Below are 13,275 nucleotides of genomic sequence, written 5' to 3'. Positions count from 1 at the left end.
AACGGAGCATCTGCAATGGATGCAATCTTTTTGCGATTTTTAATGTGCGATAGAAACACTATGCCATGTAATGCAATGAAATGGCATTGTGTTTAGCACATGCGCAAAATGTTTGCAGGAATGAAAGGTGTGGAGTGAGTGTGCTTCATGGAGTAGTTGGGCAGGATTAATCACTGCCACAAAAGATACAGCGGAAAGCCCGGCATCTGCGCTCTTCAGCAGATGATCGCCCAAAGTGTTTTCATAAAAAAAAATATTTTCATTTCTAAGTAAGACACATTTCGCGTCCTACCCGTCCTACCCGTCCTACCGTAATGATTAACAACACATTAACCTCTTTTTTTCGTCCTACCGGCGATTTTATTTTCCTACCCCGTCCTACCTCGTCCTACCTCGTCCTACCTCTTCCTACCTTATTTTTTACTTAAAACACTATATATGAGATAGGTAGGACGGGTAGGACGGGTAGGACGGGGATTTCAAAGTTTTCTGAAAATGTTTTTATTTTTCACTTTTAAAGGCTGTTTTTAGGGTAAAAAGGAAAAACCCGGGAAATTCCGGGTTTTTGGTGATTGGTGATTGGTGATGATATCCATGCGGACTTCGTTACAAGCGCGTATAATAGTGGTTACCTTTCTTTATATCCTAGTGCAATAGCAATTGCTTCTAAAAACCGCGGATCATCATCACCAGAAGTAACGCCATACGCTTCTTTGAAGTTACTCAAGAATAATTTCAATAACTCTCCAAATCCTGCCATTTGCTCGTCGAATGCATCTCCATTATTTACATACAGATTGTTCTTTCTTTTTAATTCAAGAATTTCTGCGGCTTTTAAAACCTGATCAATGGTAAATTTTGATTTTTCAGCAATTTTCTCTAATTCTGAAATGTATACCTTCAGATCAGATTCATAGACGGTGTGCCACATACGTGGACTTTGATCAAATAGTGTTGACATATTCGTAAATTTAAAGTGTTGAAGCGTTCTAAACCGGCACGCTTCATACCGCTGTTCAAATGTACACAATCCTGTAAACTATGTAAACTGACTGTAAACCTGTAAAGTGTTGTATATTAATTAAATAGGCTTTTGGGTTTACAGTGTTTACAGTATTTACATAAAAACATAAGTTCCATGTATGAAAAATCCATTTTCAGTTGGCTTTACCATAAATTGATACCATGTTCCAATGATTATATCTCATAACATTTGTACCATTTTAGGAATCGTTTTATTCTTCGGTATTTTCCAATAAATGGGAGGTCTTCCCATTTCACACTCCAGACAGGTTCGTCTCTTTTGCCCTGGATGTAAGCCTGCAGCAGCTCTTTTTTGTGGCTTTGGCTGGCGTACTCTTCCATTGCTTCAATTACCCATCTGCGGTCAAGCCTATGGAGGTGGTATTCGTTTTCGTCCTCATGCTTTTTGAGGATTGAATCGGCTAAGCGGTTTGTTATCAGTGTTGGGGTGCCGTAAGTTGGGGAATCTTCCATTTGATTTGTTAAATATGTTTACCTCAAAAGGTGTGTATATCGGTATATTGTTTGCGTATATATGCACCTTTGTATTAAAAAGGTGTATATATCAGTAGTTGTGTGCAAGTGCTACGATACTGCTAAATTGAAAGTTCATCGCTACTTACCCGTTTTAATAATTTTTTTCCCCACGCTCTTTTGCGCTAAGGCGCAATTGGGTTTAAGCCGCAATCGCTTCATATATTGTTTTTCTTCCTTCCAAAACATCTTCCAAAGATTTATCTGGTAGGTCTGCTAATTCTACTTCGCAAATAATACCACAATTAGGCATCACTTCTTTACTCATTCTTCCTGCATTCGGGTCTAATTCATCCAAGAAAGTACCGTTTATGCAGGAATACCCTACTTTCCTTTCGAGTCTTGCCATCTTCCAGAAATCATCAGGAAAATGAACCCTAATCAAATTCCAATAGCCTTTACCGCCTTTCACGCATCCAATGCAGTTATTATTATTGAATCCAAGAATATACATTATAGGCAAGTCAATTCCTGCATTTATCAACATTCCTGCGCATTGGTCTTTATCAATACCTTTTTCAATTAATGGAAATAATGGCTTTGTATTTGGGTATTGTTGACCAAATCTGATTGCCCTGTTTACTTGCCTCAATTCATATTCAAAACCCCAAATTTGATTAAGTATTTGAACTTCATTAAACAAGTCAATTTGAAATTGTCGTTCTAATTCAAAGCGAACATCTTTTTTTAATTTCAGCGTACAAGGTGCGCCCATTGGTGTATTTACTGCGCCAGTCTTTTCAATTACTTCATATTGGTCTTTAAAATCACGGCTTTTCAACACGTGTATTTTCTTGCCGTACCATTTTTCACAGTCATTTTTAAAACGCTCATTGTCTGGGTGTGCTGAATCAATATGAATATAGAATAGTTCTACATCATCATACATTTCCAGAGCCATTTTGCAAGCCACAGCGGAAGTAACACCAGCACTCCACCAAGCAACCCGAAAGGATTTGCCCCCGCTCAAAAAATTATTAAAACTACCTTTATCCATAATTCAAACTTTATTTCTATTAAACCGCACCAGACACACAACAGCACCTATAAGCAATACCCTTCGGGATACTGCTCATAGCTGCATCCCGTTAGCGTTCATTTGCCAACCCGCACTGAATCCTGTTCAATCAATTGCATTTTATTGCTATGATAGTTAGTCCATGTGCATCCCATCCTTTCACACGCAAAATGGTCTGTTGATTTTCCATTCTTATATGTTTCTCTCAATATTCTATGTTCACATCTTTGGCACTTTATGCCAGTATCAACCCATTTTGTATTGCTGTGTATTAAGTAATCCATTTTCATTTTGTTTTGCACCGCCCACGCTCAAAAACGAAACGCTAACAAGCGGTCATAGTTAATAAAGCCAATTAAAGTTTGTGTTTCATAGGTTGCAGTATGGGTGGCTTTACTAACCATACCGCCATTCCGTTATGGTTCATGCTAAGAAGCATCATCGTCCGATAGTAATTCTTTGATTTTAGTGTGCAAAATAGAGCCACTACCAACATAGTTTTTTGGATTATCAGATAGATATGTATCAATTTCTTGAAGTACTGAAAACATATCTTTAATCCATTTCGGATGTTGCAAAATATCTGAATCTTTGTCCTGATAATTATCAAGCAGTATTCCTAAATTTAAAGGAACAATAAAAGCCCTATCAGGGTATTTCCTTGCAACGTCCGCAATTTCTTTATTTACGTCTGAATCTTCTTCATCGTAGCATTCATTATCTTTTAGAACCTGTTCAAGTTCTTGTAAGTATGTTCTTACATTATCAAGTTCCGAATCTTCGCATTTTGCAACTGTCATTTGTACTGTTCTTGTTTCCATTTTGATATAATTATTAGTTTAACAATCTGATTAATAAAGCACGAAACCATAACATTTGCTATATGTAACACGGCTCTAAAAGTCCGTACTACCTTGAAAATGTCTGCTATGCCGTGCTACACATAGCAAAGTACCGTTGTGGCGCATTAAAACGTGCGCTTCGCCGCCACAACACAGGCTATAACCAATTAAGGCTTCGAGATGGTTGGGATCGTTCAAACTTAATACACGCACCCTGGTGATGCACCCTCCTCAATTGATCTTTTAATTATTTCGCTTACAGCATCGTTGAAGCCCTCTGGTGTCATTATTTCAAATGCAAATTTTCCATATTGGTCGTGAACGATAACCTCCCATCCAACTCCAACCTGAAATTGATCATCACATCCATTGGTTCGGTAGCTCTGAACCTTATAAGGTACGAATCCAAAGGTTTTGATTAATAGTTCTAAGTATTGTTTTTTGCTCATTGTTGTTTTGTTATTTTAGAAGTTTTAGAAAAGCCTTAACTGGTCATAGCCTCACCGTTATATGCAAGGCTACTTATTCGGGTCAGTATCATTCATCGCTTCTTTAGCCACGCCCATCATATGCCACCAAGTTTCGCTTTGGTCTTGCATTTTGGTGTTTTCACAAAGTTTCAGCAGTTTACCAAGTGCCAGTCTTAATGTGGCATTCTTGTTTTGCAATTCAATTATCACATCACTTGCCCTCTTTTCGTTTCCATAAGCGGGCGTTTGGTTTCCGTTTTTAAACATAATTTCTCGTTTATATACCGCCCAGCATATAACAGGCGGTATAGTTTATAAGCCTTTGAGAGTTTGTGGTCGGATTGAAGCGGTGTGGCAGGCTTACAAAACCATACCGCCAATCCGTTGTAGTGCACCATAGCTACACTTTCGTAGCGAATATGCTAATCATGTGAACTTTACCATCAACAATATGGTAGTTCTTTTTTTTAACTACACCTGTTTTACCTTCAATAAATACAGTGTCGCCTCTTTCTGGTATCTGCATATCTTTTGGTAAGTCAAAGCATTTACCATCAATTTCGATTGTTAAGAATTGTAATTTCATTTTTTTAAGGTTTTTTAAAATGGTAGTTTTTCGTCCGGGATTAGTTCTGCTTTCGGTTGAGCCTGTTGTCCGTTTACGCGGGCTTTGTCCATGTAATTTATTATTGTGTCGGGTTCGTCGTGGTCGTCGGGTTCGTTTGGCAGTGTGTCGCCAAATACGGCTCGCATTAGGTTGATGCCGAGTACTTCGTAGTCGAAGCAGTAGGCGCTGGTGATGGTTTTTGATTCGACTACTTTGCCTTCTTCCGATTTGTATTCTTTGTTTACGAATTTTACGCTGGAGCTTACGCCCAGGAATGGTTTTGAGTTTTTGAGGTAATAGCTCAATGTGTCAGCCGGCAGGGGTTTTATACCTGATCGCCTGGCGTTTTCAGCGTATAGCTTGCTGATGGTTGAGAATTTAAGCCTGAGCACGTATTTCCCGCTGCCTAATTCGCGGTTTCCTGTGGTGGTTTTTAGCTTATCGAGCCAGGTTACCCGGAAGTGCCAGCCGTCAATGAGGATATTTTCATCGTACATGGCTTCTATCATTTCCCAGAATTGTCCAATTTCGTTTGATTTGCTTACCTGTTCGTTTTGTTGTTTGATACCATTTATGATGATTGTGCGTATGTCGGCATAACCGAAGCCGAAGTTCACTTTGTTTTGCAGTGTGCGCAAGGCAGCGGCCACGGTACACCATGACCGGAGCATACGGTCTTCGATTGCATCGTCGCGGAGCTCGTCGGATATGTCGGATACTACATAGTCGCTGTTGGTCCAGAATTCTTTTTCAAAGTATTTTCGGTGTGCGAGTATTTCAGCAGTGAGGTGGCTAAGGCCGGCACGCTCCATTTGTTTGAGTTTGTCGTATAGTTTTTTTTCGGCATCGGTGTATTCGGCTTTGTGGAATTGCAGGAACAGGAGGCGGGTAAAGAGTGCAACGTCGGCAGTAGGCATTTCCTGACCGGTGAGCAGTAGTGCGGCGTTTACAAGTGTAGTTTCTTTACGTTTGTCAACGTTGAGGCGGTTACGCCCAATGGCATCGTATATAGATTTAAGGGTTTCTATCAGGGCATAATCAATGTTATTTTTGTATTCATCGACCCATGCAAATGCGTTGCTGAATTGTTGCATGTGTTCTGCCAGCCCGGCTTTGGTACCGTTGTGGATGTTGTAAGGGGTTTGTTGTTCGCCGAACAGGCAGCTCATGCTCATGGCCATTTGGCTTTTACCTGTACCTTTTGGGCCAAAAAGGTTTAAAATTGGGAAGTTTTTATTGAGGAAAAGGATGTAATCTCTGAATATGGTTGCAATCCAGAAGCATATTCCCACGCGTGCATTGCTGCCGAATACATTTGTAAACAGTTCGGACCACTGAAGCATAGTAATGTCGCGCTGCTTGTACTGGAATTTTCTTTCGCCAATGAACAGGGATTTATCGTTGATGTGGATAGAAGAGAAAGCCGGTATAAAGTAGTTTATTTTGTTGAATTCTACAATGCCGTATTCATCAATTTCATGAAATCCATCCTCGGTAGTTATTCCGTTGCTCCAGGCGAAAAAACCTTCTTTTTGCCAACCGAGCACGCGAATTTCGGAGCATGTTCGCGTTTGTTCGTATAGTTTGGCTTTGATACGGGTGAATTGTGCATCGGTGCCAGAAAAGATAAAGTTACCCCGGCCTTCTATGTTTCGGCGGAAAGCCTGAATTGAGGTCATTTCCTGCATATCGAGGTCAACGACTACTCTAAATCCACGGAAGTTAACGACGTCGTACACCCGACGGCTATCTTGCCCTTCGATGTGGAAAACGGGATTCATAACAAAGTTAGATACTTCTTCGACATCGTTTTTGGTGCGCATGAAGTAGCTGTTGTGGTGTTCGTAGAATCCCCATCGTTCAAAGTCGCGTGCATCGACGCCCGAAGGGAGGCTGTCGTCTTTTTCGATGATGATGTTGTTTTGATCGAGGTCTTTGAGGCGGTCGGTGAACAGCTTGGCCTTCACTTTATGGGCCGTAACCATTGCATCAATGTAGATTTTGCGGGTGGGTTCGTCGTATTGCTGTATGAAACCGCATAATTCTTTAATGGCTTCATTTTTACGTCCGGGGTCGTGGCCTATTTTTTCGAGCAGTGCTTTCGCGCGCAGCAATATCCAGTCCTGGCGGTTGGTGGCTATCCATTCTTTGTATTGCTCCTCTGTGGTGAAAAAGGTGTCGGGATCCTCTTTTTCGGGAAGCACGGCACAGTAGGTCATTAGTCCCATTTCCACAGCCATGCGCCCGGTGCGGTTCATTGATTTTTGTCCGGCAGCATCGCCATCAGTTATGATTGTGATGCTGTTGGTGAGCTGCTTTATGATTTTTAGTTGCTCTTCGGTTACGGCAGTGCCGCAGGGTGCTACGGTTGAATCGGCGCCTACCTGGTGCATGCGTATGGCGTCGGGGTTGCCTTCTACCAGTACGGCGCCATCGTTACGCATTGCGCGCGCGGCAAGGTGTATGCCGTATAGTTGGTAGGATTTCAGGTAAACAGCGGTTTCGGGGCTGTTTATGTATTTGGCATTGTCTTTATCGTTGTCAACCTGCCTGGCACTGAATCCGGTGATGCGTCCTGTTTTGTTGAATACCGGAAACATAAGGCGGTTGCGGAAGTAGTCGTATATTTTGTTGTTCTTTTCTGACTGTTTGATCAGCCCTGAGGTGAGCAGAAACTCTTCGAGGTAACCGGCTGCCCTGGCATGTTGGTAGAAGTTTGCCCAGCCATCTGGCGCAAAACCAAGTCGCCACAGGCTTATGTTATCGGTGCCGAAACGGTCGGTGGCTTCTTTGAGCCTGGGGGCAGTTTGCTGAAGCTGCTGTTGATAGTAGGCGGCTGCAAATTCATTAACGGCAAAGAGCTGTTCGCGCATGGCTGCTTTTTTATCGGCATCGGGGTCTGGTGCTGTTTCCTGTATTTGGATGTTGGCTTTTGTGGCCAGGAATTTAGCAGCTTCGGGGAAAGTCATGCCTTTGTCCCTCATTACAAAGGCAATGACGTCTCCACCGGTGCTGCACCCGTAACAGTGCCATATTCCCTTGTGGGGCGATACGGTAAAGCTGGGTGTTTTTTCGTTGTGAAATGGGCACAATCCTTTGAGTATGCTTCCGGCCGGTTTTAGTTTTACGGTTTCACCGATAACTTCTTCGATACGGATGCTTTGTATTATTTTATCAATAGTTGAGTGAGGGATCATTTTGAGTGGTGATTAGTTATTGGTAATTGGTGATTGGCTATTAGTGATAATTGTAGTAGATTAAAACGGGTTTTTGATATTTACATCTATGTTGTATCTACCTTTCGGTATATATTTTACTTGATCGTAAGATGCGTTAATTTGGATTGTTTCAATCCGTAATCCTGTTTCTTCGCAAAAAGTGCAAAGTAAAGTTCTTATGTTGCTTGTAAGCGCAAGTCTAAGTTTTACGGCTTCGCCAATACTAACTTTGTTTGTTTCTATAAGTTGTAAGATGGGTATTGGCGGTAAGTGGGCCCGCTTAACATCGTTAATGGTTAACTCTATTTCATCCAAGGCAAGGTCTGTTTCAAAATAAAGGTCGAATAGTTTCGATCTATCTTGAATCATTTGATAGGATATTAACTGAGTGTGCGCATTTGCAATAAAATTGCTAATGTCTTCTGGGTTGTTGGTGGTTATTTTGTATTTCATTGCAGAGTATTTGAGGGTTATATTAAATATAAGCGTTACGGCAATTAATGACATGTAAATGCGTGAACAATGGATCAGAACTGGAAATATTGTCTTTTGTTAAATAGACAATATTTATATACTTTATTGCTTTAGCAGATTCAGTCGAAATATCAAAGCCAGCTAAACCGTTAAAAAAATCTTCAATAATTAAAATATCTTCTTTTGTGGCTTCATTTATCACCATCAGGGAGTATTGATCAGTGATGTTACTTGGGAAGCCGTTGTCTATTTTGTGCAAAACTTCCTTTGCGGATGTTCTTATTAAATTTTTATGTGTAATTTCAATGGCTTTGCTAATCCAGTTTTTGCCACTTGCTTTTGGTCCGGAAATGATGGTGTCTTTTTTCATTTGTTGAGTTTTTTTTGATTGATGTGCTTGTTTTAGTTTTTTGATGAAAATTAAATTAGGGTTTATGTATTTTTTGTTTGTGATTTATAACAGCCTTTTGAAATATACTTTTTGAAAAAGCAGCAGTTTTCGATTCTTTTTATTTAGTGGCCAAATTCTGAAGTATTGTTTCATGAGGTTTATGGCTACTCTGTGCTGTGCTAAGGTCTGGCAGCTTTTTAAAGTTCTTATCACTTTTTGGTAAGCGGCTCTTTCGGTTGGGAGAGGGGTCATGGCTTTTGGTTATTAGTTATTGGTGATTGGTGATTGGTTCCAATTCTACCGGTTTGCCGGTTTTACTTAATACTTCAAAGCTAACTACCCACACCCATGGGTTTTTGTTCCAGGAAGCATCGCCATTGATGTTGAGCCAAATGGATGTGAAGCCATTGCGGTAGGATTGTGTGTCTTCGATTACACCTCTCCAAAGTTGATATTCGGCACCTTCAGCTTTTGCATCTTCTTCGGTGATGTCGCGCAGCCGCTCAATACGTATATCAGTTACGCGCAGCCATATGCGTGCAGCGGCTTTTGGCATGTGGATGGATGGAGTCCATGGCGCTGCCCAGTCGTTACCATCGGCTTTATAAACATTGAAATATCCTTCTTCATCTTGAATCATAACTTCTGTCCAGGTTTCTCTCACCCAAAGGAGATCACCCGGCTTTCCGTATCGGCATTTTACTTCGATAATATCTTCGTTTGCTGGGCTAAAGTTAACCATAGGTGCAAAAGTGTAACGACCTGTTGAGTGAAGTACAAGTGATTGAAAGTAGTAATCATCCGGGTTTTTGTTTATTTTATCTAAGCCGGTAACGCGGCGTGTCATGGTTTTGGTGTCGTTTAATAAGCCCTTTACCATTGGTGTACTGAACAATATGGGGTGTTCTTTCATGGGGTGTTAAGCGTTTATAAATGTTTAAAAGTGTAATTATGTGGTGATATAAACGAGTTACCCACCATTATGAAACCACATCTGAACCTTTCGCTCATCAGCAGCATTTTGTGGTGGTAACTCCATCCATTTAACTTCGGCTTTTAGTTCGTAAGCCCTACGCTCAATTTCAGCTTCTGTATATCCCCATGTCACACCTTCAAGTGTAGCGGATTGTGGAATAATTACAGGCTCATCCATCCCCACGCTCTCCATACTTTTACCAAGCCCTTTCATTGGTAAATCAGAATAACGATGGGTAACACAGGCTATATGCAATGCCTGTCCATCTTTGTCGAAACCTCCGAATTTAATCATATCATTTATGCTTTTAAGTTAATGCAGTTTATGGCACTGCACATAGCCAAACCGTTCAGAATTTACTTAGTAGGGCAAATCATCTTCCGGTTGTGTTGGTGTAGATGAAGTGTCGATAGAGTTATCGGTGGTTTGTGGACTTGCCTGGCTCCAGTCGATCATGCTTCCGAAAATTGGCACGTTGTCTTGTTGCTATTTGGTCATTGCTTCGCGTACTTCCTTAGTGAAGCTTTGTTTGATGATGTGGGTGTCGCGGCTATCGGTGTTTTTGTTCCTGATTGGGAAGCCTACAAGGTCAATGTACATCCCTTTTGTTCCTTTGAAGATGTTGTTTTTCTCGAATGGAATGAAGATACCTTCGACCGGATTGCCGTTTTTGCCTTTCATGCTGGTGATTACGTGTACGAAGGCTGAGAGATTCATTTTAATTGATGCGTTTTCCATGGTGTAAAGATTTGAGGATTTGAGAATTTGAGAATTATTGTGTTAAATGAGTTCTATTCTGAAGCAGCGTTTTTCTAAAAGGTGTTCACATTCTCGCCAGCTAATCAGATATTGGTTGGCCGCCTCGGCAGCTTTTTTATCATCAAGTTCAGGGGGATACGTGTACCAGATGTTGTAGCGCTCTTCGCTGCACTTTTTAGCATTTTCGGGTATGCTGTCAATTTTTACAAATGAGTGAAAGCTAAAGGTGTGAAAAGGCGTAATAAGCTTTTCATTTTCGAGGTATTTTACTTCTGCATAAAAAGTAAAATTTTTCCCATCTGATACTTTTACGATATCACCAATATTCAGTATATTCCCTGAACGGTCGTATAGGCTTAGTTTGAACATGCCAGGTTTATTGGCGATTAGCGTTTCATTTGATGTTTTAGTTTCCATAATTGTTTTCATTTTTTGTTTCAAATTCTAGCGTTAAAGCTCCGTTAATGGTACGTGGGTCGTAATTGGTCCACAAGCACTCGTTAACTATTCGTTTACTTACGGTTGACCGTTTTGGAGGGCTCATTGATTTGAAGAAATCAGGAAATATCTCGTCGTATATTTCAGAATCATAGCCTGAAATTGCTACAAAACATTTGGCATCTTTTACTGCTTCAGAAAGTTTTGTATGAAATTCAGGTGATACTTCATGTTTGTATCTTTTGCCTGAACTGCGTGTGGTCATTAGATATGGTGGATCGAAATAAACAATATTATTAGGCTTGTTTACTTTTTCAAATAAATCGAATACGTCTCTATTTTCAATTTGGAATCCTCTGAGTTTGTCTGCAATTTCGGGGAGTTTTATCATTTTGAAGTTAAAGCCATCAACCCTATAATAATTTGACTTCTGAATTGCATATTCAAAGCCAGCTCCTTTGTGGTTATTCTGACTTCCATTTGCTCCGTAACTAAGTTGGCTGCGAACAAAATATCGTCTTGCTTTCTCAATATCGTCTGATTCATTGTGGAAATCATCTAATATTTTATATAGCTCTTCCCTGCTAAAAGGAGTGAAATACAATACCCTCATAAACTCTTCGAGGTCGGTACGCATTACTTTGAAAAGGTTAATTACATCGCTATTCAGGTCGTTGATGGTTATTAACGGATAATCAACATTTAAAGCTACGTTAGCACTGCCGCACATTATATCAATAAAATGATAATTGCCTTTCGGAAATAGGTTAATCAGCCAATTCAGATGCGGAAATTTACCCCCGATATATGATATAAGATTTAAGTGCTTTGCCATGGTTATGCGGTGATTTTGTTTTATGTGTTTGCAGGTATTTGTTTGCGACTTGCAGCATGGTGTTGAGGCGATCGAGAGAGGTGTTGAAGCTGTTGTTGTGAGGGTGTGGGAGTATGTGATTTAGTAATTTGCTTGATGACGCAATATAACTTGCAACTACTTTTGTTGACCTTTCCTGAGCAATTATTAGACCCCCATTTATGCAGCGTTGCAGAGAGTTAAGTCGTGCCTGTTCGTTGTAGTACCCCATGTGAGGAGTTTTTTCAAATATGATGCAGCTGGCTTTCACGTATTTGTTAAACATGCGGCTGAGCCAGTCGCGCCTCATGGTGTCGATGTAATAGGTTGCTTTCTCAGGGCAATCGAAGCCGCGTTCATCTACTTCTGGTAGATTGCCAAGATTGTACCGGATAATTATCCTTGTAAGTCCGGTTGCAGGCTCAGTTTTAAACTGGTCAACTTCAAATTCAAAGTTCATGGCTGTGAGGGTTAAACAGGTTGTTATTTAATTTGTGAAAAGAGCGCTTCAATTACCTTTTTAAAAACTAAGCTGTGAGTGCCCGGCATATTTTGTAGATAGGACAGTGAATTGATTAACTCGACAATTTCTATTCTGGTAAGAAATAGCTTTGTTGGAATTAATTCTTCGTCGTTTTCATTAAAGAAAATATCGCATCCATCCGTGTTTTTCACGTAGCGAACATTATCATAAGGAGGTGTATCTTCCATAGTGGTGGGTTTAAAATGGTAAAACTGGGTATATTTCACTTTTTTGCAAAGGCACTGCATTGCCTTCCTGATCTTCAACGATTACGTTGTGTTCAAATATGGCTACAATGTTTCCAATGTGCTTTTCTTCGCCTTTATAGAAGATGCATAGGTCATGAATTACCATGGTCTCCTGGAATTCTTTGTATAACCTGTTTCTTCTTACCAGCCACGTGCAGAAAAATGATGTTAGCGTGAAGCCAATTGCGAGAAAGATGTTGGTTACCATAGCTTAGGAAGTTTTACGGTATCACAATGGTTTAACAGGTGCTCAGAGATCATTATCCTGAAGTTGTAATAGAATTGTCGTTCGGTTACAAGTTTTGTTACTTCAATGGTAATCTCTGAAAGGGGCGTTTTGCCATGTGGTTCAAGCTTTTGGTTTATTTCTTTAAGCTTGTTTCTTACGACTGTGTGTAAGTTGGTGAGCTCTTCATAGCTCAACTCTTTGAGGGTAATTACATTCATTTGAGGGTTGTTTTGTGGCCTGGGGAGGCGGGGTTAATATTAGATTGCAGATTTTGGTTATATTTAGTTATCGCTCAGGCTAAAGAAGCCACTTCGATAAATTCAATATCAGTTCCATCATCACGCCATTTACCAACAGCAAGCGGATTTAATTGGAGTAAAGTCAAATTTGATGCAGTTACCCAATCCTTATCAGCAACGCCCGGTGATTTTTCAGTTAAGACACCGTAAACCTTTCCATTATGGTTTTCGAATGCTTTATCAATACTATAAAGTTTTCCCGGCCAAAAATCTGCACCTATAAGGAATAAAAAATCATTTCCCTTTTTAAAATGTGATTTGAATCCGTTCACTACTTTTGTGTTTTTCTCGAATCCTAAATTTTCAATTGTATTCATATATCTGTTTTTAAGTGATTTAAAATAAAGCCCGAAGCGATAACAGCAGGTATAAA

At 40.2% G+C, this 13,275-nt stretch carries 19 protein-coding genes; 1 reads left to right on the top strand and 18 read right to left on the bottom strand.

Annotated features, from left to right (window positions below):
- Positions 1 to 628 precede the first annotated feature (628 nt).
- The 12 genes from PHT93_RS07750 to PHT93_RS07695 all read right to left on the bottom strand — a co-directional run bounded on the left by PHT93_RS07750 (position 629) and on the right by PHT93_RS07695 (position 9,847).
- Positions 629 to 961, bottom strand: coding sequence for a hypothetical protein (locus PHT93_RS07750; RefSeq protein WP_300241447.1), 333 nt, complete (start codon positions 959 to 961; stop codon positions 629 to 631).
- Between the two features lie 236 nt (positions 962 to 1,197).
- Positions 1,198 to 1,497, bottom strand: coding sequence for a hypothetical protein (locus tag PHT93_RS07745; protein WP_300241445.1), 300 nt, complete (start codon positions 1,495 to 1,497; stop codon positions 1,198 to 1,200).
- 202 nt (positions 1,498 to 1,699) lie between these two features.
- Positions 1,700 to 2,554, bottom strand: a complete 855-nt coding sequence (locus PHT93_RS07740; RefSeq protein ID WP_300241443.1) for a phosphoadenosine phosphosulfate reductase family protein — start codon at positions 2,552 to 2,554, stop codon at positions 1,700 to 1,702.
- A gap of 449 nt (positions 2,555 to 3,003) precedes the next feature.
- Entirely contained in the window at positions 3,004 to 3,396 is a 393-nt protein-coding gene (locus PHT93_RS07735) for a hypothetical protein (RefSeq protein WP_300241440.1), read from the bottom strand.
- 221 nt (positions 3,397 to 3,617) lie between these two features.
- The gene (locus PHT93_RS07730) at positions 3,618 to 3,866 is read right to left on the bottom strand and encodes a hypothetical protein (RefSeq protein WP_300241438.1); all 249 of its coding nucleotides are present in this window, start codon (positions 3,864 to 3,866) and stop codon (positions 3,618 to 3,620) included.
- 69 nt (positions 3,867 to 3,935) lie between these two features.
- A complete protein-coding gene (locus PHT93_RS07725; protein ID WP_300241436.1) occupies positions 3,936 to 4,154 on the bottom strand; it encodes a hypothetical protein in 219 nt (72 codons plus the stop codon).
- Positions 4,155 to 4,287: 133 nt separating this feature from the next.
- Complete coding sequence (locus PHT93_RS07720; protein ID WP_300241433.1) at positions 4,288 to 4,473, bottom strand: hypothetical protein; 186 nt, start codon at positions 4,471 to 4,473, stop codon at positions 4,288 to 4,290.
- Between the two features lie 14 nt (positions 4,474 to 4,487).
- The gene (gene dnaG, locus PHT93_RS07715) at positions 4,488 to 7,691 is read right to left on the bottom strand and encodes a DNA primase (RefSeq protein ID WP_300241431.1); all 3,204 of its coding nucleotides are present in this window, start codon (positions 7,689 to 7,691) and stop codon (positions 4,488 to 4,490) included.
- Between the two features lie 60 nt (positions 7,692 to 7,751).
- The gene (locus PHT93_RS07710) at positions 7,752 to 8,165 is read right to left on the bottom strand and encodes a hypothetical protein (protein ID WP_300241429.1); all 414 of its coding nucleotides are present in this window, start codon (positions 8,163 to 8,165) and stop codon (positions 7,752 to 7,754) included.
- A 22-nt stretch (positions 8,166 to 8,187) separates the two neighbouring features.
- Positions 8,188 to 8,556 carry a hypothetical protein gene (locus PHT93_RS07705; protein WP_300241426.1) on the bottom strand — a complete coding sequence of 123 codons (369 nt, stop codon included), beginning with the start codon at positions 8,554 to 8,556 and terminating at the stop codon, positions 8,188 to 8,190.
- Positions 8,557 to 8,845: 289 nt separating this feature from the next.
- A complete protein-coding gene (locus tag PHT93_RS07700; RefSeq protein ID WP_300241423.1) occupies positions 8,846 to 9,424 on the bottom strand; it encodes a hypothetical protein in 579 nt (192 codons plus the stop codon).
- A 123-nt stretch (positions 9,425 to 9,547) separates the two neighbouring features.
- Positions 9,548 to 9,847: a hypothetical protein gene (locus tag PHT93_RS07695; protein ID WP_300241421.1), complete on the bottom strand. Its 300-nt coding sequence runs from the start codon at positions 9,845 to 9,847 to the stop codon at positions 9,548 to 9,550.
- 132 nt (positions 9,848 to 9,979) lie between these two features.
- Between PHT93_RS07695 and PHT93_RS07690 the strand changes: the two genes are divergently transcribed.
- Entirely contained in the window at positions 9,980 to 10,261 is a 282-nt protein-coding gene (locus PHT93_RS07690; RefSeq protein ID WP_300241419.1) for a hypothetical protein, read from the top strand.
- Between the two features lie 72 nt (positions 10,262 to 10,333).
- Here PHT93_RS07690 and PHT93_RS07685 read toward each other — a convergent pair whose 3' ends face one another.
- The 6 genes from PHT93_RS07685 to PHT93_RS07660 form a co-directional block, all read right to left on the bottom strand.
- Positions 10,334 to 10,729 (bottom strand): hypothetical protein, encoded by a 396-nt coding sequence (locus PHT93_RS07685; protein WP_300241417.1) that lies wholly within the window; start codon positions 10,727 to 10,729, stop codon positions 10,334 to 10,336.
- Positions 10,719 to 11,585: a DNA adenine methylase gene (locus PHT93_RS07680; protein ID WP_300241415.1), complete on the bottom strand. Its 867-nt coding sequence runs from the start codon at positions 11,583 to 11,585 to the stop codon at positions 10,719 to 10,721. The genes PHT93_RS07685 and PHT93_RS07680 overlap by 11 nt, the downstream gene beginning before the upstream one ends.
- The gene (locus PHT93_RS07675; RefSeq protein ID WP_300241413.1) at positions 11,545 to 12,063 is read right to left on the bottom strand and encodes a hypothetical protein; all 519 of its coding nucleotides are present in this window, start codon (positions 12,061 to 12,063) and stop codon (positions 11,545 to 11,547) included. The genes PHT93_RS07680 and PHT93_RS07675 overlap by 41 nt, the downstream gene beginning before the upstream one ends.
- 23 nt (positions 12,064 to 12,086) lie before the next feature.
- On the bottom strand, positions 12,087 to 12,314 hold the full coding sequence (locus tag PHT93_RS07670; protein WP_300241411.1) for a hypothetical protein: 228 nt from the start codon (positions 12,312 to 12,314) through the stop codon (positions 12,087 to 12,089).
- A gap of 10 nt (positions 12,315 to 12,324) precedes the next feature.
- The gene (locus tag PHT93_RS07665) at positions 12,325 to 12,582 is read right to left on the bottom strand and encodes a hypothetical protein (protein WP_300241409.1); all 258 of its coding nucleotides are present in this window, start codon (positions 12,580 to 12,582) and stop codon (positions 12,325 to 12,327) included.
- 313 nt (positions 12,583 to 12,895) lie between these two features.
- Positions 12,896 to 13,219, bottom strand: a complete 324-nt coding sequence (locus PHT93_RS07660) for a hypothetical protein (protein WP_300241407.1) — start codon at positions 13,217 to 13,219, stop codon at positions 12,896 to 12,898.
- Between the last annotated feature and the right edge of the window lie 56 nt (positions 13,220 to 13,275).

The sequence above is a fragment of the Massilibacteroides sp. genome (assembly GCF_028705895.1).
In the GTDB taxonomy this organism is placed as follows: domain Bacteria; phylum Bacteroidota; class Bacteroidia; order Bacteroidales; family Tannerellaceae; genus Massilibacteroides.
The sequence above is the reverse complement of the archived record's forward strand: the minus strand, read 5'-3'. Positions and strand labels throughout refer to the sequence as shown.